The sequence below is a fragment of the Mucilaginibacter sp. P2_A4 genome (assembly GCF_056405015.1).
The window spans coordinates 73,252-92,509 of record NZ_JBFUCX010000022.1; the positions used below are offsets into that span (position 1 = coordinate 73,252).

Below are 19,258 nucleotides of genomic sequence, written 5' to 3' on the forward strand. Positions count from 1 at the left end.
TTCGAAGATTAAGGAAAACGCTTTAGGCTTTCTGCCTTTAGCTTTTAACTAAAACTATGACAACTGTTGAACAAGCCGAAAAATTAATACTTGCCCAAATAAAGCACTATGGCGAAGAAACCATACCCTTTGAACTGGCATTAGGTAAAGTACTGGCCGAACATATAACAGCAGATCGGGATCTGCCTCCTTTTAACCGGGTAACTATGGATGGTATAGCCATAAATTACCAGGCCATTGAAAAGGGTATCAGCACATTCCGTATCAAGGCAACCCAGGCAGCGGGCGATGAACCAATAGAAATAACTGAGTTAAACGAGTGCATCGAGATCATGACCGGGGCGGTATTGCCTGCATCTGTCAATACAATTATCCGGTACGAGGATGTAGAGATCAGGGCAGGGTTGGCCAGTATTCATGGCCAGGAAATTAAGCAAGATCAAAACATTCATATCCGGGGCGCTGATAAAAAGCAGGGTGAAGTATTGGCAGCATCGGGCCAATTGGTTTCGCCGGCAATCATCAGCCTGGCTGCATCTGTTGGTAAAACCCATTTACTGGTGAAAAAAATGCCTAAAGTGGTTATTATTTCATCTGGCGATGAACTGGTTGATGTACATGAAACACCATCACCATACCAGATCCGCAAATCCAATAGCTATACCGTAAAGGCAGTTTTGCAACAACAGGGGCTCCAGCCGGATATTTTGCATATTCCGGATGATCCCGAAATTACAAAGGCACAGATACAGCAATGCCTGCTAAATTATGATGTGCTGCTGCTAAGTGGAGGCATTTCTATGGGAAAGTTTGATTACATCCCACAGGCATTGGAGGATCTGCAGGTTGAAAAAACTTTTCATAAAGTAGCGCAACGCCCCGGTAAGCCGTTTTGGTTTGGTACATACCAGGGCAAAGTACTGGTCTTTGCATTTCCAGGCAACCCGGTGGCCACATTCATGTGTTTGCATCGTTATTTTTTAACATGGTTAAGAGCAACTTTAGGCTTGCCGCAACAACCGCATGTTTATGCTGTAATAGATAAAGATTTTCGGTTTCAGCCGGCTTTGCAGTATTATTTGCAGGTAAAATTGAACAGTAATATTCAAGGGCAGTTAATAGCTTCGCCGGTAGAAGGAAATGGTTCAGGTGATTTTGCTAACTTAGCAGATACCGAAGCATTTTTAGAATTACCTATGGAAAGGGAAGATTTTAAAAGGGGAGAGGTGTTTAGGATATGGAGATTTGTCTGAACCGGAATTTCAGGAATTTATAGAATTTCCTGAATTATTTCCGCAAACATAAATTACCATCTGCAAAGCAATTCTTAAATTCTAAAAATTCGTTTAATTCGAGTTCAGATAAAATTGAATATGTTAACCCATATAGATAAACAAGGCAACCCATCAATGGTTGATGTATCTGCAAAGCAGGTTACTCATCGCACGGCTACCGCGCGTAGTATCGTTGTTTTGCCGGATGAAGTGCTGCAACATTTGATTGATGGTGATCTGATCAGCAAAAAAGGCCCCGTTTTTCAAACGGCGATCATTGCAGGTATCATGGCCGCAAAAAAAACCGGCGAGCTGATACCGCTTTGCCATCCTTTGGGAATGGATAACTGCCAGGTTACTATACAGGTAAATGAACAGCAGGAAATTGTAATAGAGTGCACCGCAAGCATTACAGCTAAAACAGGTATTGAGATGGAAGCCCTGGTTGGCGCATCAGTAGCGGCACTCACCGTATATGATATGTGCAAGGCCATGAGCCACGATATTGTGATAAAAGAAACCAAACTGATAGCAAAAACAGGAGGTAAACGTGATTTTAAACGAGCATAGCCCCGAAGGCAAACATAAAAAACACGCCAAACTGGCAAGGCCATCCACAGGGAATTTTGGCAGAAATGAATGGGCAATTCTTGGCGGCCCATGTACAGTAATAAAGTTATTGGCCGATGATATCATAACAGCGTTATCGGCAACCTATAATTGCGCTTATGCCGATACAACTCACAACGACGATGTTGTACAGATGCCGGGCAGGCTTGCAAGCAGGGCTATATTAGATTATACCAACCAGGTAAATTATCAGCAGTTCAACTTTCAAAACCCGCTGATGCCCTACCAGCTTAAGCAGCAATTTGCCAATGCCGACCTGGTATTGGTAAACGGTAATCACCAACAGGCCAGTGCGCAGGTTGTTATTATCGATATTAATAAAAAGGCATCCCTGCAAAAACGGGTTGAACAATTAACCAACGTGAAATTGTTTTTATTAGCCGATAATAGCGATGATCTGTTTGATTTTATAAAGGAGGCCATTCCAAACTGGCAGCAGATCCCCATTTACAAATTATCGGACAGGGAAAAAATAATCGCTTTTTTTGAAACCAATTTGCAACAGGCCAAACCCGTATTAAACGGATTGGTTTTGGCCGGTGGGCAAAGCCTCCGCATGGGTTTTGATAAGGGCAACGTAAATTGGCATGGTAAGCCACAGCGCTACCACATGGCCGATATGTTAAAGCCTTATTGTAACGAAGTTTTTATCTCCTGCAGGCCCGGCCAGCAAACAGAGATAGATGATCAATATCCATCTTTAGAAGATACCTTTACCGGGCTTGGTCCTTTTGGGGCGATATTATCGGCGTTTAGGGAAAGGCCGGATAGCGCCTGGCTGGTAATTGCCTGCGACCTACCTTTGATGGATGAGGGCACTTTGCGTAACCTGGTTGCCTGGCGAAACAGTTCGTCTGTTGCAACTGCCTACCACAGCCCGGTAACTGATTTTCCCGAACCGCTTATTGCTATTTGGGAGCCGAAAAGTTATCCTGTGTTATTGTCGTTTTTAGCGCAGGGATATTCTTGTCCGCGTAAGGTACTTATCAATACAGATATCGCACTATTGAACGCGCCCAAGCCGGAGGCATTAACCAATGTGAATACGCCGGAGGAACTGGAAAGAATAAAACGGGTTATACACCAAAAAACAGCCACAAACTAATGGATACCAACGATCTGAGATATAGTTGCCAAATAGCGTTACCAGGATTCGGCGATGCTATACAAGAACTTTTACAGCAGGCAAAAGTACTGATAGTAGGTGCGGGGGGCCTTGGCTGCCCGGCAGCACAATACCTTACATCAACAGGAGTGGGTACAATAGGCATAGCCGATTTTGATGTGGTATCGGTGAGTAACCTGCATCGCCAGATTTTGTATACGCCAGACGATGTGGGGAAGGAAAAAGTTATGCTTGCCTGCCAGCGCTTGCAAAAGCAAAATCCGGGTGTAAAACTGGTGCCGCACAGAGAAAAGATCACTTCAGATAATGTTTTGGGAATTGTAAGCCAATATGATATTGTGGTTGATGGTACCGATAACTTCGAGACCCGGTATTTACTAAACGATGCCTGTGTTTTAAGCGGAAAGCCGTTAGTTTATGGTGCTATTTATCAGTTTGAAGGCCAGGTAGCCGTATGGAATGTAACGAATAAGGATGGACAAAGATCTCCCAATTACCGTGACCTTTTTCCGCAGGTAGATGCTACCCAGATTCCTAATTGTACCGAGGGTGGGGTAATTCCTACACTGGCAGGTATTATTGGCAGCATGCAGGCCAACGAAGTGATCAAATATATCACCAATACAGGTGAGCTGCTTGCCGGCAAAATATTGATCTTTGATGCGCAAAGCATGCAAAGTCGTATTATTAAAATAGGCTCGGTTACCAAAACCCATATCAGGTGTTTAGCTACTACGGTTACTTTTCCAACCATATCTGCGCAGGAACTCAAAAAGCGCATGCAGGAAGATGATACTCTTGAACTAATTGATGTACGTACAATTCAGGAACGTGATGCCTATGATATCGGAGGTACCCATATTCCTTTAGACGAGCTGGAAGAGGACATGCCCTACTTTACCAGTACCAATACTAAAGTATTATACTGCTCAACCGGCAACAGAAGCGCCGAAGCAGTAAAGCTGATCCTTAAAAGAATACCCGAGGCAGATGTGTTATCTCTGGAGGGCGGGTTGACAAGCTATAATGGGATTATTGAGTAATTGAATTAACACGAATTTTATCGAATTGCACTAATCCAGCATAATTAAAAATGGATTAATCTTTTAGGTTTAGAGCTTAGAATTTAGGATTTAGAGCTTAGAATTTAGGATTTAGAGTTTAAAATTCCCCTAAGGATGTGCAGCTACCCAAACCTCGCCATCTTCAAAAGCTTCTTTTTTCCAGATAGGTACAGTTTGCTTAAGGGTATCAATAATATAACGGCAGGCTTCAAAGGCTGCATCCCGGTGTGCGGCGGATACGGCAATGATCACAGGTATTTCGCCAACCTGTAATGTGCCCGTACGGTGATGGATCAAAACTTTCTGCACGGACCATTTATCAAAAGCTTGTTTGGCTATCTTTTCCATTTCGCTAAAAGCCATGGGCTCATAAGCTTCAAAATCAAGTTTTAAAACGGCTTTACCTTTGGTGGCATTGCGCACAGTGCCAATAAATACATCTATCCCACCAGATTCTGGCGACATGATCCAATCAATGCATGTTTGTGTATCCAGAGTTTCTGTCGAAAGTAATATTTGTATGTTGTTCATAGCACCTAATCAATTAATGATTTGAAAAAATATTTTGGCGATTCATGGTAACCCTGGCGTTCATAAAAGCGATGTGCGTCAACCCTGCGCAAGTGGCAGTGCACTTCTATCCGGTCGCACTTTTTCTCTTTTGCCAAATTGGTGAAATGTTCTTCCAATAATTTTCCAACTCCCTTATGGCGCGCATCTTCATCTACAGCAAAACAGCTTATCCTTGCAAAACTGCCTTTAACTGCCAGTTGTGTTAAAAAATCAAAGGCTATAACCCCTACAACCTTATCTTTCAAAACATACACCAGTACATCAGACCATGGCTGACTTAACATCTGTGCCAGGTTTTCAGGTAAAAAAGCTTCTGTTCCCGGATAGCCCAATTGCGTCAGCAGGTTTGATATGGAAGGCTGATCATCCAGCGTGGCCTTTCTGATGCCCATGTTTTTTTAGGATAAATGATTAAGAGAGCAAGGAACAAGGATCATGATTTTTATATTATTGTATGTTTAAACGAAAAGAAAAATAAGTCCTTAATCCTTTATCCCAAAATCCTTACTCCCAATATCCTTGCTTCAATGATTATCCTCCGCTTACCGGTGGTATAATGGCAATCTCGTCGCGTTCATGAATAGTATCTCCGGGTAGGGCATATTCGTTATTTACGGCAACCATGTATGATGCAAGCTGTTTAAGGCGCGGATATTGCTGCTCAAGTACATATTTTAAATTGTAAATAGTGGCATCATTGGTTAATTCCAGACTAACCAACGAACTTCCGAATATTTCCTTTGTTACTCCAAAAGCAAGTACATTGATCTTCATATCTCAAAATTAGGCCAAAAAAGGCATAAATGCATATGTGAAAGTAAATTTATTAGATACAAACAGCTCCTTTTGGGGGCTTTGAGTCCAAACAACTTGTCGGCTAAATTGTATATTTGAGTATGGCCTGTAAAACCACATACCAAATACCTATTGTTAAAGTTGCTGGTGTAACCAGTATTCAAACAACAGATGCACTTGCTATTGAGGAACCTCTGGAGATCAGACTGGAGTATGGGCAGGAGGGGCAAAGACAGGTTCAAAATATTTCGGTCACCATGCGTACGCCGGGGCACGACGCCGAGTTGGCAACAGGTTTTTTATTTACAGAAGGCATTATCAAAAATGCAGATGATATTGCGTCAACTATCCACACCTTTATTGCCTGTGCCGAAAACAAGGAAAACGTGATCCAGGTAAGCCTAAATCCAGATGTTGTACCTCAGCTGCAAAATACTGAACGTAATTTTTATACCACATCAAGCTGCGGCGTATGTGGTAAAGGATCTATCGATGCCATCAGGACTGTAAGTAGTTTTGAGGCTCATGCAGATCATGACACCGTAATTCCTGATATTTTATGCCAGTTGCCAGTGATATTACAAAGACATCAGCGCGTTTTTGCAGATACAGGTGGCTTGCATGCCTCGGCTTTATTTACCCCACAGGGCGAATTATTATTGCTGCGCGAGGATGTAGGCAGGCACAACGCGCTTGATAAATTAATAGGCGCCGCCCTTGGTTATGGTTGGCTTCCGTTACAGCAAACAGTATTGCTTTTAAGCGGAAGGGCAAGTTTTGAGCTGGTGCAAAAAGCCGCCATGGCGGGTATTAATATTATTGCAGCAATAGGCGCGCCATCAAGCCTGGCTGTACAACTGGCCGAAGAATTTAACATTACCCTGGTAGGGTTTCTGCGTAATGAGCATTTTAATATTTACACTGCGGCGCACCGCGTATTGATATCAAACTATGAAAATACGTATTAAAGGCAACTCATTAAGATATCGGCTTACTAAAAGCGATGTTTCACAACTGGCTGAGGAAGGCCATTTGCAGGAGGAAGTTGACTTTGGGAGCCAACAATTATACTATGCCGTTAAACTGGTTGATGATGATCATATATCATCTATATTCAGGGAGAATACCATTATCCTGTTTGTGCCTAAGCAGGTGATCAAAGAGTTTGCTGATACCGATAAAATAGGGTTTGAAGGCAAACATGGCAATCTGCATTTATTAATTGAGAAAGATTTTACCTGCCTGGATAGTGTGGCCGAAGATCAGAGTGATAATTACCCCAACCCTTTAGCCAACAAAAAGTATGAGCAAACAAGACAAGAAACAGCCGGCGGCGGAGAACCCGGAGAGACTGCTCGACCTTAAAGTCACTGAACCAAAAACATGGGCAGCCGGCATTCCGGCGGTAACTGTGGCCATGGTTGATATATTAAAAGAATCGGGCTTTGTGCGTGGCATGGAAGGCCTTTTCAAAATGAACAAGAAAGATGGATTTGACTGTTCTGGCTGTGCCTGGCCCGATCCTGATGACGATAGGTCGCCGGTTGCCGAGTATTGCGAGAACGGGGCCAAAGCCCTCGCGGAAGAAGCCACCACTAAAAAGCTCACTGCCGAATTTTTTGCCCAAAATTCGGTTGCCGATCTGGCTAAACTGAATGACTACGAGATAGGAAAAAAGGGCCGGATAGCACAACCCATGTATCTCCCAAAAGGTGCTACACATTATGAACCTATTGGCTGGGATGATGCGTTTAAAAAAATTGCCGGTAAGCTAAACAGCCTTGCATCGCCGGATGAAGCAGCGTTTTATACATCGGGCCGCACCAGCAACGAGGCATCGTTCATCTACCAATTGTTTATTCGCGAGTATGGTACCAACAACATGCCCGATTGTTCAAACATGTGCCATGAATCAACCAGCTTTGGTTTGTCAGAGGCCATCGGAATTGGTAAGGGAACAGTTACCCTCAATGATTTTTATGATACCGATGTGATCATCATCATAGGGCAAAACCCGGGTACCAACCATCCCCGGATGCTTACTGCCCTGGAAAAGGCTAAACACAACGGCTCAAAGATCATCGCTGTAAATCCACTTCACGAGGCCGGGCTAATGGGTTTTAAAAACCCACAAACTGTAAAAGGCTTTATCGGAATAACAACTCAACTGGCTGATCTTTATCTGCAGGTAAAGATCAATGGCGATATGGCCCTGCTTAAGGGAATTGAAAAGCTGCTATACAAAGCCGAGCTAGAAAACCCGGGCAAGGTGTTTGATCATGAATTTATAAAGAATAATACCGAAGGCTACACGGCATTCCTTAACCATTTAAACCAGTTTGATCTGGATAACCTGGCAGATGAATGTGGTATACCCTTAGCGCAGATGGAGCAGGCTGCCGATATGCTGAAGGATAAAACCCGCATCATCATTTGCTGGGCCATGGGCGTTACGCAGCATAAAAACGGGGTAGATACTGTAAAAGAGATTGTTAATCTGGCGCTGTTAAAGGGCGCTATTGGTAAGCCCGGCGCGGGCCTTTGCCCCGTGCGCGGGCATAGTAATGTACAGGGCAACCGTACCATGATGATATTTGATAAGCCAACTCCCCAGCAGTTGGATAAGCTTAAAGAGGTTTTTGGCTTTGAGCCGCCACGCCAGCATGGGTACGATGTGGTTGAATCAATACAAGCCATGCATGAGGGTAAGCTTAAAGTTTTCTTTGCCATGGGTGGTAACTTTCTTTCGGCTACGCCGGATACCACTTACACAGCTGATGCCATGCGCAAACTCGAAATGTCTGTCCATGTATCAACCAAGCTAAACCGCAGCCATTTGGTGCACGGCGATGAAGCTTTGATATTGCCAACACTTTCACGCAGCGATAAAGACATGGTTGGGGGCGAGGCGCAGTTTGTGAGTTGTGAAAACTCGATGGGGGTAGTCCAGATGTCGAAAGGCATATTGGAACCCATTTCTAAAGATCTGCTGAACGAGAACCAGATTGTATGTCGCCTGGCCAAGGCTACTTTTGGCAGCCGGTCGGTGGTTAACTGGGATACCTATGCCAATAGTTATGACGCTGTGCGTGATGCCATTGCCGAAGTTATCCCCGGTTTTGAAAACTATAACCAAAAAGTGCGCGTCCCCGCGGGTTTTTATCTGCCAAACGGCCCGCGAACAGGTAAGTTTAACAGTAAGGAATTTGGTGATAAAGTGGGCTTTAATATTGCCGGCTTGCCCGAACACGCAATGGCTGCCGATGAATACCGCATGACTACCATTCGCAGTCACGACCAGTTTAACACTACAATCTACGGATTGGATGACCGTTACCGTGGCGTCCACAATGAGCGGCGGGTGATTTTTATGAATGAACGGGATATAGCCAAAGCCGGTTTCAAAGCAGGCTCACGTGTAGATCTATATAATAACTTTGGCGGGGTTGAGCGTGTGGCCCGATTGTTTGTGATAGTGCCCTACAACATTCCCGAAGGTAATACCGCTACTTATTATCCCGAAGCCAACGTGCTGATCCCGATTGACAGTGTGGCCGAAAAAAGTAATACGCCCACATCAAAACTGGTATTTATCACCATCAAGAAACACAAAGTAGTTTACACTTTTGAAGATTGATTTTTCATTATATCCAAAGCGCGCCTATTGCAAAGAGTAATGCAACAGTCATGATCAATGCGCCAAGTTTTAAAAATGTCCAGAAGGTTATGTTTAGCCCTTCGCGGCGCAGGGCAACTAACCACAAGATGGTGGCCAGCGATCCGGTAATGGAAAGGTTGGGCCCCAGGTCAACACCTATAAGGATTGCGCTTTTTACAAGCTCAGGTAAATTGCCCTGTACAGCAGTGCCTGCAATAAGGCCCGCCGGCAGGTTATTCATGAGGTTGCAGGCAACAGCGGTAATTATGCCACTGCCCCAGGCCGTACCCGTTATTGAATTTGCCGCGCTTTGATGAAGCAGGCTGGTTAATGTTTGCGTGATACCTGTTTTATTGAGTGCTTCAACAATTACAAACAAACCGGCTACAAGCGGAAGTACCGCCCATGATACCCCCTTGATCACAATCAACGGATTTTTGCGGGCACTAATAATAACTATCGCCGAAGTCAGTATCCCCGTAATGGCAGTAGGCAAACCCAGTTGAATATCAAATGCCGAAGAAACCAGTAAAATGACGGCTGTTGCCGCAATGCCTATAATAGCCGTTTTACCGCCGGTGGATAGTTTGGGTATAGCTATATCGGTTGCTATTTTTTCCTTCAGGGCAGCCCTTTGCGTAAAACGGAGCATAAAATAGGTAACAACAATGGCAAAAAATGAGGGTAAAGCATATTGATGCAACCAGTGTAGCAAGGGTGGCATGTGGCGGCCATATATCACCAGGTTGGCCGGGTTGGATATAGGTATTACAAAAGAGGCCGCGTTGGCAATAAAGGCGCAGATAAGCAGGTAGGGAAGAGGTTTATTAACCCTGGCCGCCTTGGCGGCCGCGGCTACGGCGGGGGTAAGTACAACAGCCGTGGCATCGTTTGATAAAAAGGTGGTAACTACAACACCTACGATATAAATCAATAAAAAAAGCCGGTTCCCAGATCCTTTGGCCATCCTGGTGGCATGTGCTGCCAGCCAATCAAACAGTTTTTCTTCTCGTGCGGTTTCGGCAAGTAGCATCATTCCGGTTAAAAACAGGTATACATCAGTACCTCTGCCAATACCGGTTAGCCCGTCCGAAAAGGAAATAAACCCCAAAACAAGCAATAGCACAGCGCCTGCCAGGGCCCAAACAGCTTCGGGTATTTTAAATGGCCTTATAATAACGCCTGCTATAGCCAAAAAGGAAATTATCCAAATGTAAATATGACTCATATTGTTTTCAAAGATGTTATAATTTAGCCAGCTACAGGAAAAGTTTCTGCATAAAAAATCAACATTAAGCAGCATATACGTTTTATTTTTGTCTCCTTAGGGTCTCTCGCAGAGGACCCTAAGGCCGTTTGCAAAATATAAGACTATGCAATTGGACCTGCATGGTTCCTCAGGGTCCTCTATCGAGAGACCCTGAGGGGACGAAAGCAGCATATACGTTTTATTTAAGGATAGGGGCAGAGGGGCAAGTGCTTTTGTCTCCTTAGGGTCTCTCGCAGAGGACCCTAAGGCCGTTTGCAAAGTATAAGACTATGCAATTGGATCTGCATGGTTCCTCAGGGTCCTCTATCGAGAGACCCTGAGGGGACGAAAGGATAGGGCAGAGGGGCAAGTGCTTGCGATTTTAAAATAACGTTGTTGTAAAGCCTAAACTAAGATTTAAGCTTTGTGGGTTTAGCAACCTGTAATTACCACGTGGAGATAGGTAAAAGTAAGATGGCTCAATTGTTAATGCAAAATGCTCGGCCAGGTAATACTCCGCGCCTGCAGTAATTTTAAATGATAAATGCCTGCGGCTTACCTGCTCTACAGTAATTGTTTCTGTGTTAAAATTTACCTTGTCGTAATTATTGATACCTAAGCCGGGTTGCAAAAGGCCAAATAATTTAAAAATTCCCGCCTTGTGGCGATATCCTAAACCGAGAGAAAAAATAGAGGAAGACAGTTTACCCGTGTTAACATTAGTGGGGGAGTTTAAATAAACTTCCTGGTAATGGTTGGTTATCGCATCATAATTAAATCTGATAAATAGGGCATTGCCATCAACCGGCCTAAACTCCAGCGCTGTTGTAAGCATAAAACCTTTTTTTAAATTTAATTTTTGATCATCAACATGAGGGAAACTTAAACCTAACTGGCCTGGAAAATAGAATTTTGACATGATACTATTTTGCCCGTAACTCTTGCTACAATTGATTATCAACAACAAAAAAACAAAATAAATTAGCGGTTGCGATAACTTCATCTTATTGGGATATACTTAACCGCGCGTTACATACGCTTCAGTTTTTGAAAAGGGATTTTAAGTACGTTTATAAACCTGCTATTTGCAGATGGCTCCATATGGGTATCTATCCCAAATACTGTTTCCTGGGGTTCCAGTTCGGCATAAGTGCCAAAAATGCGATCCCAAATACTTAAAACATCGCCGTAATTGCAATCGGTATAGGGTAATTTATAATGATGGTGGACCTGGTGTATATTGGGCGTAATAAAAATTAACCCAACAATATTGTTGATATGCCTGGGCAGCCTGAATGTGGTATGCGCCACAATGTTTGAGAATGTTTGTACCGTTTGCCGCAGAACAAGAACCGTAGCTACAGGCCCAAGCAAAAATACCCAAAGCATTAAAAAGCTGGTTCTTACAAACGTTTCACCCGGATGTTCCCTTACCGTGGTTGATACATCCACCTTTAAATCACTATGATGTACAAGATGGAATTTCCAAAGAAAATCAAACTTATGCATAATTACGTGATAGGTATATTCACAAAGATCCATCAGGATAAACAGGCTGATATAATATACCCAGGCGTTTTTATGAAACGGTAAATAATTAATTAATCCCCAATGATGCTGATGGGTCCAAACAGTTATCAGCAATACCAAACTGATCATGAATAACTGGATGGGCAATGCCGTAACAATAAATAGCAGGTTTACGCGGGTATGTTTAAGCTTTTCGCCAAATAAATTATTGGTAAATACCACTTCGCTACCCCATAAAGAAATAAGGATCATGGCAAAATAAATCAGCTGTACTATATCCTGGTGTTTGGAGATATATGATTGAATCGGCATTTGATATTCCTGGGCTATTGCGTTATAAATTAAAGTTGGGGTTATTAATGTTTGTGAAACAATTAAAACAATATACCACTATGTAACAAACATATATACAAATTCTGAGCGAATGTTGAAGAATTGCCTGTTTGTTAATAATTCTTTAATTTATTTAGGTCTTTAAGTTTACAGAGACCCTCAAGAACAAGCCCTTATAAATCAGGTATGTAATCTGTAATTCTTTTGTCTTCTCAGGGTCTCTCGCAGAGGGCCCTGAGGAAGTTTGCAAAGTACAAGACTATGCAATTGGACCTGCATGGTTCCTCAGGGTCCTCTATCGAGAGACCCTGAGGGGACGAAAGTTTACAGAGGTCCTTAGAAGCAAGCTCTTATAAATCAGTTGTGTAATCTGTAATCCTTCTAAATATCTATCCGCCCAAACAAAATTGACGCATAATGTTTTTATCAATAAAAATACATTATGTCATTTGATCAATACCACGAACCCGTAAACGAACTATCTGACGAAACCCGCACTTTTGCCAGGATGATTGTTTCCCTTACCGAAGAAGCAGAAGCCATTAACTGGTACGAGCAACGCATATCTGTTGAAACCGACAAAGATGCTAAAGCCATTATGCAAAATGCCCAGCAGGAGGAATTTAAACATTTTGGCATGGACCTGGAATTTTTACTGCGCAAAAAACCGGTTTGGCGTACCACTTTAAAAGCTATCCTGTTTCAGAAAGGCAATATTGTTGAGCTGGGCTCAAAAGGCGAAGAAGCCGCGGAATAAATTTATTTTACAATGACCGAAGGAAGAATAAAGCTGGTACAGGGCGATATCACCAAAATTAAAGCTGATGCTATTGTGAACGCCGCCAACACCTCGTTGTTAGGTGGTGGTGGCGTTGATGGAGCTATACACCGGGCCGGGGGTAAAGCCATATTGGAGGAGTGCATCCAGATACGTAACCGGCAGGGCGGCTGCAAAATCGGCGAGGCTGTAATTACTACCGGTGGTAACCTGCCCGCCAGGTATGTGATCCATACGGTTGGCCCGGTTTATAGTAGTGGTGACAAGGGCGAAGATGCTTTACTGGCTTCGGCATATTTAAACAGCTTGAAACTGGCCGCCGAAAATCACCTGGAAACTATTGCTTTTCCCAACATAAGTACGGGTATTTACCACTTTCCTAAAAAAATGGCCGCCGCTATCGCCATAAAAACCGTCCGGGATTTTTTGGCCGATAATGAAAGTATTAAACAGGTAACTTTTGTTTGTTTTGATGATGAGAATTACGGCATATATACAAACTTGCTGAAGTAATGGTTTCTGATAGTAGCTTTGCGCCATGCAATGCCTCTGTTGTTTAAATTACAAATTGTACCTACTTTCATCCCTTGATGAACAAATACCCCTCGGTCTGTAAAATTTCTCAAAAATTACTTCTGCCTTTGTTGCTGTTAACGGCAAGTGTTGCCAACGCCCAGGTGTTTGGCGGCAACCCGCCATCAATTAAATGGAAACAGGTAAATACCTCGGCGGCTAAAGTTATTTTCCCCGCGGGGATGGATTCCGCCGGGATAAAGGTTGCCAATATTGTACAACAGATGAACGGCCAGGTAAAGCCAACCATTGGCAACAAGCAAAGGCAGATCAGCATCGTTTTGCAAAATCAAACTACTATAGCCAATGCCTATGTAGGGCTGGCGCCTTTCAGGAGTGAGTTTTTTTTAACGCCCGAACAAAATAGTTTTGATATTGGCAGCTTGCCCTGGGTAAATCAGCTAGCTATTCATGAGTACAGGCATGTGCAGCAGTATAATAATTTTAATGTGGGGTTGTCGCGCTTTCTGCATATCCTTTTTGGCGAGGGGGGGCAGGCTTTGGGGAATGACCTATCTGTACCCAACTGGTTTTTTGAGGGTGATGCCGTATTTAACGAAACCCACGTAAGCCGGCAGGGCAGGGGGCGCTTACCCTACTTTTTTAATGGTTACAGGGCCTTATGGGCTGCCGGTAAAAACTACAGCTATATGAAGCTGCGCAATGGCTCATATCGTGATTATGTGCCAGATCATTATCCGCTGGGTTACATGCTTGTATCCTACGGGCGCGAAGAGTATGGTGATAACATCTGGAAGAGCATCACCCATGATGCCGCTGGTTTTTACACGGGCTTTTATCCATTTCAAAGGGCGGTAAAAAAGTATACGGGTACAAGTTTTAAAGCATTTACCAACCTGGCATTTGATAATTTTAAAGCCCGCTTCAAGGATGATTCTCAAGATATAAAAACGCCCAAACATTTTGATGCCGACCGTGAATACCCTGCTTTTGTGAACGATAGTACGCTCATTTATATGAAAAGTAGTTATGACCATATCCCTGCGTTTGTGGTGAAAACAGGCAATGCCGAGCGCAAAATAGCTACGCGCTCCTACTCCCTCGATAATTATTTTGACTACTACAATGGTAAAATAATTTACGCGTCCTACCGTGCTGATATGCGCTGGGGCTACCGCGATTATAGTGAGCTGATGCTGCTGGATGTTAATACCGGCGAAGAATACCGCATTACCCAAAAAGCCAAATACTTTGCACCCGCTTTTAGTGCCGATGGTAAAAGTATTGTAACAGTACAGGTTGGTCCATCGGGTGCAAGTCAATTACATATTTTAAGTACCGGCGGGGACTTGCTTAAAGCTGTGCCTAATCCGCAAAAGCTATTTTATACCTATCCAAAGTTTTATAACGATGGTGAGTTGATCTCGGCAGTGAGGGATGCTGAAGGTAAAATGAGTCTGGCCCTTATTAATAAAGAGACAGGTGGCGCCAAATATTTATTGCCCTTCACTTTTAAACCCATAGGTTTTATAGCTGTTAAAGGCGACACTGTTTATTTTACAAATGTTGCTGATACACAGGATAGGTTATTTGCTTTGCTCATAAACGCCAATAAGTTTTATGAGTTGCTGCCAACTGTCAACAGTTTACCAATAGGCAGTTATCAGCCCGCAGTATCTGATCATAAAATGGCATGGGTAGGGTTTACCGCGGCAGGTTATAAAATAACGGAAGCAAATAGAAAAGACTTGAAATGGATTGATGCAGGGGATATGTATGCAAACTCGGCCCTGCCCGAGCTTGGCATTAAGGCTTTAAGTAAAGATTCATCGGCTAATATGCTGGCAGCGGTGGTTAATAAACCGCTGCCGGTTACCGGTTATTCCAAAGCGCACGGGCTTTTTAATTTTCACAGCCTGATACCTAATATCGGCGATCCTAATTATTCTTTTGCTATTACGGGCGAGAACGTTTTAAATACCCTCCAGTCTGAAATTTCCTTTGATTACAACAGCAATGAGGGTTATAAACAGTTTGGTTTTGATGCCATATACGGCGCGTTGTTCCCCTACCTATCCGCCGGGGTCGATTATACGTTAGACCGGCGTGGATTTACCAAAGGCAATTATGTTTACTGGAACGAAACCCAGCTGCATGGCGGTTTAGACGTTCCGCTTACATTTTCGGCAGGTAAGCACTTTACCAACCTTACCTTTGGCAGCGATCTGTATTTTAACCGTACCAGCTTTCAACAGCCCTACGCAGCGCAATTTGCCAATAGGAGTTATACTTATTTAAATAATTCTATTTCATTTGGTAACCAAACACAGCGGGCGAAAAAAAATATATACCCCAGTTTTGCACAAAATATCAGTGTAAATTATAAAACGGCTATAGGCGGCACCAGCGCTACGCAGTTATTGGCATCAGGTACGTTTTATTTCCCCGGACTAATAACCAACCACAGTTTTGTGATTAACCTTGCGCACCAGCAAAAAGGTAAGGATAATGTGATCAGTTACTCCAATGATTTTCCTTTTAGTAAAGGCTATACCGCGCAAAGTTTAGATGATATGAATAAGTTAGGCCTTGCCTATCATTTCCCTATCGCCTATCCCGATGCGGGTTTTGGCAGTATAGTTTACCTGTTGCGCCTCCGCGGAGCTCTGTTTTTTGATTATACCCATGCATCATCTGATGATTTTTACATAGATGGCAGCGGCTTTAAGCAAAACTTTCGCTCAGCAGGAGGCACGCTGTTTTTTGATACCAAATTCTTTAACCAGAATAGTATCTCCTTCGGGATAAGGTACAGCCGCCTATTGGATGAGGACGTTTTTGGAGGAACCGGGCGTAACAGGATAGAACTGGTTTTGCCGGTTACGTTTTTTTAATTAGTGAATTACTGATTGAGTGAATTAGTGATTGATAGGTGTAATATTATTGAATATTGATTGGCTTTACTAAGCCGGATAGGCATCCTTCACAAACTACAAGTTCGGAATTTCTTTTATTAATAAAAGAAACCAGTTTTTTTATATCATCGGGAATTATCTGCTTGTTTTTTTGAAGCATTTTTATACCTGCTGCCCCGTAGGCCTGTTCTTCGCAACAAGCACTGGTTAATAGATCTTTTAGCTTTCTTATGTTTCGGTTCTGTACTATTGTTTCAATATATTTTCCATCTTTTGTTTTTGGGCTACCGTCACCACAATAAAATGCATAGGTTTTGTCTAAATTGAGTTCGTCTTTTAAGTCATTTATTTTTTTTAAGCTACCATAAAACTTGTTCCTCATTTCAAGGTATTTTGAAACCTGTGTAGTATCAATTGCCGGGTGATTTTGCTTTCGGTTTAGTTTTTCTGCGTCCTCATCCATTAAAAGGTTACTGTACAAAACCGAGCAAAAGTGTATGCTGTCATTTTTGATGAGTAGATTTACTTCATACCGGTTAATTCCGTTAAAAGTTATTTTTATCCTTTGATGTCTATAGCCAAAATCAATGTCGCGGTTAAAATAGATCGTAACCTTGCTATCGTTTGGTCTTCGGGTTTGTTTAATGCTATCAATACGTTTGAAAAGACGCTCAGGATTTCGTTCATGATAAGCTACCTGCTCAATTTTATGATAATATTGCTCCAATTGGCCGAAGGCTTTTAAAAATACAGCCTGTAATATCAAGATAAGAGCAATCTTTTTTAACATTATATTACCTAACTATTAGCCAGCTCAATCAATTTTTTAACCCTGCCCACATCAGTAAGGTCAATGGTAAATTCATCACCGGGGTCATCGCTCATTACGATATGATCGTTTTTGTATTGCATTTTACTGCGAACAGGCAAACGGGCTGAGGAGTGAACTTCGGTAACGCCGGTAAAATGAACCAGATCGGCAACGTTGGCTTCGCTTACGCCGGCGCCGGGCATAATGGCTATACGCCCCGCGGCTTTTTGCACCAATTGATTAATAACTGTTGCGCCTTCCATTGCCGAACTTTTACCGCCCGAGGTAAGTATCCGGTCGCAACCCATCTCAATAATGTCTTCAAGGGCATGGTAAAGATCTATACACATATCAAATGCCCGGTGAAAGGTAACACCAAGGCCCAGTTGTTTGGCAAGGCGCACCATTTCCAGGCTGCGTTCCTTATCAATAGTGCCATCAGCATTAAGCATACCTATTACCACACCATCGCAGCCTGCTTCGGCGCAAAACCTGATATCAGCACACATCACGTCGTATTCCAGATCGGTGTATAAAAAGTCGCCGGCACGGGGCCTTATCAACACAAATAATTTTATTTGAAGCAGTTTTCGGGCTAATAATATTTGCCCGGCTGATGGCGTAGTGCCACCTTCTTTTAAATTTTCGCAAAGTTCAACCCGTACAGCTCCACCTTCCTGGGCAGCTACTGCTGATGTAACGGAATTGGCGCAAACCTCAAGCGAAACGCGATTTACAGGATTACCGCTTTGATGTTTTTGTTTAGTGATATCGGGCATGGGCTTCAATGTAATAGTATCAGTTTAGCAGAACAAAAGTTTGATGTATAGCTAACTGTTTTTAGCTGTTGATGTTTTTATTTTGTGATTTAATATTACTTCCGTTGAGGCTGGTGTTGATCCCCATCATGGATATCTGCCAACTGAGAACTGCACACCGCCGGCTGTTAAATCTATTTATAATAGCTTTTTCCCTTAATCAGCAAATCCTGTTTTTCGGCATTGCATACCGCGAATGAAAAGCCGCTTTGTATGGCGTAAGCGCCATATTCGCCTTTTTTATTGATGGCTAAAAAGCCTACCTGTATTTGCTTGGCAATTTCGGGCTTCTTTTTAATAATACGATGCACAGCTTCCTTGCAGGCATCCTCCGGCGACATGCCCTGGCGCATCAGCTCAACTACCAGGAAACTGCCTACATTACGAATCACTTCCTCGCCAACACCGGTGGATGTAGCGCCGCCCACCTCGTTATCAACATATAAACCTGCACCAATGATAGGGCTGTCGCCAACCCGGCCATGCAGCTTAAAGGCCATGCCGCTGGTAGTGCAACCGCCAGATATATTGCCTTTGGCATCAATGGCCAGCATACCTATGGTATCATGGTTATATTTATCGCCGGCTTTGTGGCCGTTCTCAATATTCATTACCGGGGCGTATTTGGCCGTTTTAAGCCATTCTTTCCAGATCTTTTCAGACTCCGGCGTTAGCAGTTTTTCTTTTTTCATGCCCTGCTCTACCGCAAATTGGGTAGCTCCTTCGCCAACCAGCATTACGTGCGGGGTTTTTTCCATCACCAACCGGGCTACCGATATGGGATGCGCAATATCTTCCATGGCTGCTACAGAACCGCAGTTGCCAAACTCATCCATAATGCATGAATCAAGGGTTACATGCCCGTCGCGATCAGGCAAACCGGTACGGCCAACAGTATGGCTGCTGATGTCAGTTTGTTCGGGTATGCGGGCGCCGGCTTCAATAGCGTCAAGCGCACGACCACCTTTTTCTAAAGTTTTCCAGGCTTCTTTATTGGCATATATCCCAAAGTCCCAGGTAGATATAACTACGGGTAAAACGGGCTCGGGTGTTATTGAAATAGCTTTTGCTATGGCTGAGTTTGAAAGTGCTGCCAGTGAGGCGCCTGCAGCTGATATTTTGATGAATTTGCGGCGGTTATACATACCGCTAAGATAGTTAAATCAGCTA

Annotated in this window: 19 protein-coding genes; 10 read left to right on the forward strand and 9 right to left on the reverse strand. The window is 43.3% G+C overall.

Annotated features, from left to right (window positions below):
* The first annotated feature begins 56 nt into the window (after positions 1-56).
* From AC1DYB_RS28260 to AC1DYB_RS28275, 4 genes are all read left to right on the forward strand, one after another.
* Positions 57-1,253 carry a molybdopterin molybdotransferase MoeA gene (locus AC1DYB_RS28260; protein ID WP_477439987.1) on the forward strand — a complete coding sequence of 399 codons (1,197 nt, stop codon included), beginning with the start codon at positions 57-59 and terminating at the stop codon, positions 1,251-1,253.
* Positions 1,254-1,373: 120 nt separating this feature from the next.
* Positions 1,374-1,844, forward strand: a complete 471-nt coding sequence (gene moaC, locus AC1DYB_RS28265) for a cyclic pyranopterin monophosphate synthase MoaC (protein WP_366087642.1) — start codon at positions 1,374-1,376, stop codon at positions 1,842-1,844.
* Positions 1,825-3,009 (forward strand): NTP transferase domain-containing protein, encoded by a 1,185-nt coding sequence (locus AC1DYB_RS28270; RefSeq protein ID WP_477439990.1) that lies wholly within the window; start codon positions 1,825-1,827, stop codon positions 3,007-3,009. The genes moaC and AC1DYB_RS28270 overlap by 20 nt, the downstream gene beginning before the upstream one ends.
* Complete coding sequence (locus AC1DYB_RS28275; protein ID WP_477439992.1) at positions 3,009-4,073, forward strand: ThiF family adenylyltransferase; 1,065 nt, start codon at positions 3,009-3,011, stop codon at positions 4,071-4,073. The genes AC1DYB_RS28270 and AC1DYB_RS28275 overlap by 1 nt, the downstream gene beginning before the upstream one ends.
* A gap of 129 nt (positions 4,074-4,202) precedes the next feature.
* Here AC1DYB_RS28275 and AC1DYB_RS28280 read toward each other — a convergent pair whose 3' ends face one another.
* The 3 genes from AC1DYB_RS28280 to AC1DYB_RS28290 all read right to left on the reverse strand — a co-directional run bounded on the left by AC1DYB_RS28280 (position 4,203) and on the right by AC1DYB_RS28290 (position 5,441).
* On the reverse strand, positions 4,203-4,625 hold the full coding sequence (locus AC1DYB_RS28280; protein WP_477439994.1) for a molybdenum cofactor biosynthesis protein MoaE: 423 nt from the start codon (positions 4,623-4,625) through the stop codon (positions 4,203-4,205).
* Positions 4,626-4,630: 5 nt separating this feature from the next.
* Positions 4,631-5,059 (reverse strand): GNAT family N-acetyltransferase, encoded by a 429-nt coding sequence (locus tag AC1DYB_RS28285; RefSeq protein ID WP_477439996.1) that lies wholly within the window; start codon positions 5,057-5,059, stop codon positions 4,631-4,633.
* 139 nt (positions 5,060-5,198) lie between these two features.
* Complete coding sequence (locus AC1DYB_RS28290) at positions 5,199-5,441, reverse strand: MoaD/ThiS family protein (protein ID WP_090649787.1); 243 nt, start codon at positions 5,439-5,441, stop codon at positions 5,199-5,201.
* Between the two features lie 122 nt (positions 5,442-5,563).
* Here AC1DYB_RS28290 and fdhD point away from each other — a divergent pair, with 122 nt between their 5' ends.
* The 3 genes from fdhD to AC1DYB_RS28305 are packed head-to-tail and all read left to right on the forward strand — an operon-like array spanning position 5,564 to position 9,099.
* A complete protein-coding gene (gene fdhD, locus AC1DYB_RS28295) occupies positions 5,564-6,430 on the forward strand; it encodes a formate dehydrogenase accessory sulfurtransferase FdhD (protein ID WP_477439998.1) in 867 nt (288 codons plus the stop codon).
* Positions 6,414-6,827 carry a DUF7009 family protein gene (locus AC1DYB_RS28300; RefSeq protein ID WP_477440000.1) on the forward strand — a complete coding sequence of 138 codons (414 nt, stop codon included), beginning with the start codon at positions 6,414-6,416 and terminating at the stop codon, positions 6,825-6,827. Before fdhD ends, AC1DYB_RS28300 begins: the two co-directional genes overlap by 17 nt.
* Positions 6,766-9,099, forward strand: a complete 2,334-nt coding sequence (locus tag AC1DYB_RS28305; RefSeq protein WP_477440002.1) for an FdhF/YdeP family oxidoreductase — start codon at positions 6,766-6,768, stop codon at positions 9,097-9,099. Before AC1DYB_RS28300 ends, AC1DYB_RS28305 begins: the two co-directional genes overlap by 62 nt.
* A gap of 7 nt (positions 9,100-9,106) precedes the next feature.
* Here the strand turns inward: AC1DYB_RS28305 and AC1DYB_RS28310 are convergent, their stop codons facing one another.
* The 3 genes from AC1DYB_RS28310 to AC1DYB_RS28320 all read right to left on the reverse strand — a co-directional run bounded on the left by AC1DYB_RS28310 (position 9,107) and on the right by AC1DYB_RS28320 (position 12,211).
* Positions 9,107-10,348, reverse strand: a complete 1,242-nt coding sequence (locus AC1DYB_RS28310; RefSeq protein ID WP_477440004.1) for an arsenic transporter — start codon at positions 10,346-10,348, stop codon at positions 9,107-9,109.
* A 403-nt stretch (positions 10,349-10,751) separates the two neighbouring features.
* Positions 10,752-11,288: an outer membrane beta-barrel protein gene (locus AC1DYB_RS28315; RefSeq protein WP_477440006.1), complete on the reverse strand. Its 537-nt coding sequence runs from the start codon at positions 11,286-11,288 to the stop codon at positions 10,752-10,754.
* Positions 11,289-11,398: 110 nt separating this feature from the next.
* Positions 11,399-12,211: a sterol desaturase family protein gene (locus AC1DYB_RS28320; RefSeq protein ID WP_477440008.1), complete on the reverse strand. Its 813-nt coding sequence runs from the start codon at positions 12,209-12,211 to the stop codon at positions 11,399-11,401.
* Between the two features lie 463 nt (positions 12,212-12,674).
* Between AC1DYB_RS28320 and AC1DYB_RS28325 the strand changes: the two genes are divergently transcribed.
* The 3 genes from AC1DYB_RS28325 (at position 12,675) to AC1DYB_RS28335 (ending at position 16,438) form a co-directional block, all read left to right on the forward strand.
* A complete protein-coding gene (locus tag AC1DYB_RS28325) occupies positions 12,675-12,989 on the forward strand; it encodes a ferritin family protein (RefSeq protein ID WP_477440010.1) in 315 nt (104 codons plus the stop codon).
* A 12-nt stretch (positions 12,990-13,001) separates the two neighbouring features.
* Positions 13,002-13,523, forward strand: a complete 522-nt coding sequence (locus tag AC1DYB_RS28330) for an O-acetyl-ADP-ribose deacetylase (RefSeq protein ID WP_477440012.1) — start codon at positions 13,002-13,004, stop codon at positions 13,521-13,523.
* A gap of 77 nt (positions 13,524-13,600) precedes the next feature.
* Positions 13,601-16,438, forward strand: coding sequence for a hypothetical protein (locus AC1DYB_RS28335; protein ID WP_477440014.1), 2,838 nt, complete (start codon positions 13,601-13,603; stop codon positions 16,436-16,438).
* A 46-nt stretch (positions 16,439-16,484) separates the two neighbouring features.
* On the opposite strand, the gene AC1DYB_RS28340 is transcribed toward AC1DYB_RS28335, so the two are convergent.
* From AC1DYB_RS28340 to AC1DYB_RS28350, 3 genes are all read right to left on the reverse strand, one after another.
* Positions 16,485-17,249 (reverse strand): hypothetical protein, encoded by a 765-nt coding sequence (locus tag AC1DYB_RS28340; protein WP_477440016.1) that lies wholly within the window; start codon positions 17,247-17,249, stop codon positions 16,485-16,487.
* 8 nt (positions 17,250-17,257) lie between these two features.
* Positions 17,258-18,049, reverse strand: coding sequence for a copper homeostasis protein CutC (locus tag AC1DYB_RS28345; protein WP_477440018.1), 792 nt, complete (start codon positions 18,047-18,049; stop codon positions 17,258-17,260).
* 173 nt (positions 18,050-18,222) lie between these two features.
* Positions 18,223-19,233, reverse strand: coding sequence for a glycosylasparaginase (locus tag AC1DYB_RS28350; RefSeq protein ID WP_477440020.1), 1,011 nt, complete (start codon positions 19,231-19,233; stop codon positions 18,223-18,225).
* Between the last annotated feature and the right edge of the window lie 25 nt (positions 19,234-19,258).

Excerpts from the sequence above, each read along its gene's own strand:
- AC1DYB_RS28260 (WP_477439987.1), top strand. The coding sequence starts at position 57 with ATGACAACTGTTGAACAAGCCGAAAAATTAATACTTGCCCAAATAAAG.
- moaC (WP_366087642.1), top strand. The coding sequence starts at position 1,374 with ATGTTAACCCATATAGATAAACAAGGCAACCCATCAATGGTTGATGTA.
- AC1DYB_RS28275 (WP_477439992.1), top strand. The coding sequence starts at position 3,009 with ATGGATACCAACGATCTGAGATATAGTTGCCAAATAGCGTTACCAGGA.
- AC1DYB_RS28280 (WP_477439994.1), bottom strand. The coding sequence starts at position 4,625 with ATGAACAACATACAAATATTACTTTCGACAGAAACTCTGGATACACAA.
- AC1DYB_RS28285 (WP_477439996.1), bottom strand. The coding sequence starts at position 5,059 with ATGGGCATCAGAAAGGCCACGCTGGATGATCAGCCTTCCATATCAAAC.
- AC1DYB_RS28290 (WP_090649787.1), bottom strand. The coding sequence starts at position 5,441 with ATGAAGATCAATGTACTTGCTTTTGGAGTAACAAAGGAAATATTCGGA.
- fdhD (WP_477439998.1), top strand. The coding sequence starts at position 5,564 with ATGGCCTGTAAAACCACATACCAAATACCTATTGTTAAAGTTGCTGGT.
- AC1DYB_RS28300 (WP_477440000.1), top strand. The coding sequence starts at position 6,414 with ATGAAAATACGTATTAAAGGCAACTCATTAAGATATCGGCTTACTAAA.
- AC1DYB_RS28305 (WP_477440002.1), top strand. The coding sequence starts at position 6,766 with ATGAGCAAACAAGACAAGAAACAGCCGGCGGCGGAGAACCCGGAGAGA.
- AC1DYB_RS28310 (WP_477440004.1), bottom strand. The coding sequence starts at position 10,348 with ATGAGTCATATTTACATTTGGATAATTTCCTTTTTGGCTATAGCAGGC.
- AC1DYB_RS28315 (WP_477440006.1), bottom strand. The coding sequence starts at position 11,288 with ATGTCAAAATTCTATTTTCCAGGCCAGTTAGGTTTAAGTTTCCCTCAT.
- AC1DYB_RS28320 (WP_477440008.1), bottom strand. The coding sequence starts at position 12,211 with ATGCCGATTCAATCATATATCTCCAAACACCAGGATATAGTACAGCTG.
- AC1DYB_RS28325 (WP_477440010.1), top strand. The coding sequence starts at position 12,675 with ATGTCATTTGATCAATACCACGAACCCGTAAACGAACTATCTGACGAA.
- AC1DYB_RS28330 (WP_477440012.1), top strand. The coding sequence starts at position 13,002 with ATGACCGAAGGAAGAATAAAGCTGGTACAGGGCGATATCACCAAAATT.
- AC1DYB_RS28335 (WP_477440014.1), top strand. The coding sequence starts at position 13,601 with ATGAACAAATACCCCTCGGTCTGTAAAATTTCTCAAAAATTACTTCTG.
- AC1DYB_RS28340 (WP_477440016.1), bottom strand. The coding sequence starts at position 17,249 with ATGTTAAAAAAGATTGCTCTTATCTTGATATTACAGGCTGTATTTTTA.
- AC1DYB_RS28345 (WP_477440018.1), bottom strand. The coding sequence starts at position 18,049 with ATGCCCGATATCACTAAACAAAAACATCAAAGCGGTAATCCTGTAAAT.
- AC1DYB_RS28350 (WP_477440020.1), bottom strand. The coding sequence starts at position 19,233 with ATGTATAACCGCCGCAAATTCATCAAAATATCAGCTGCAGGCGCCTCA.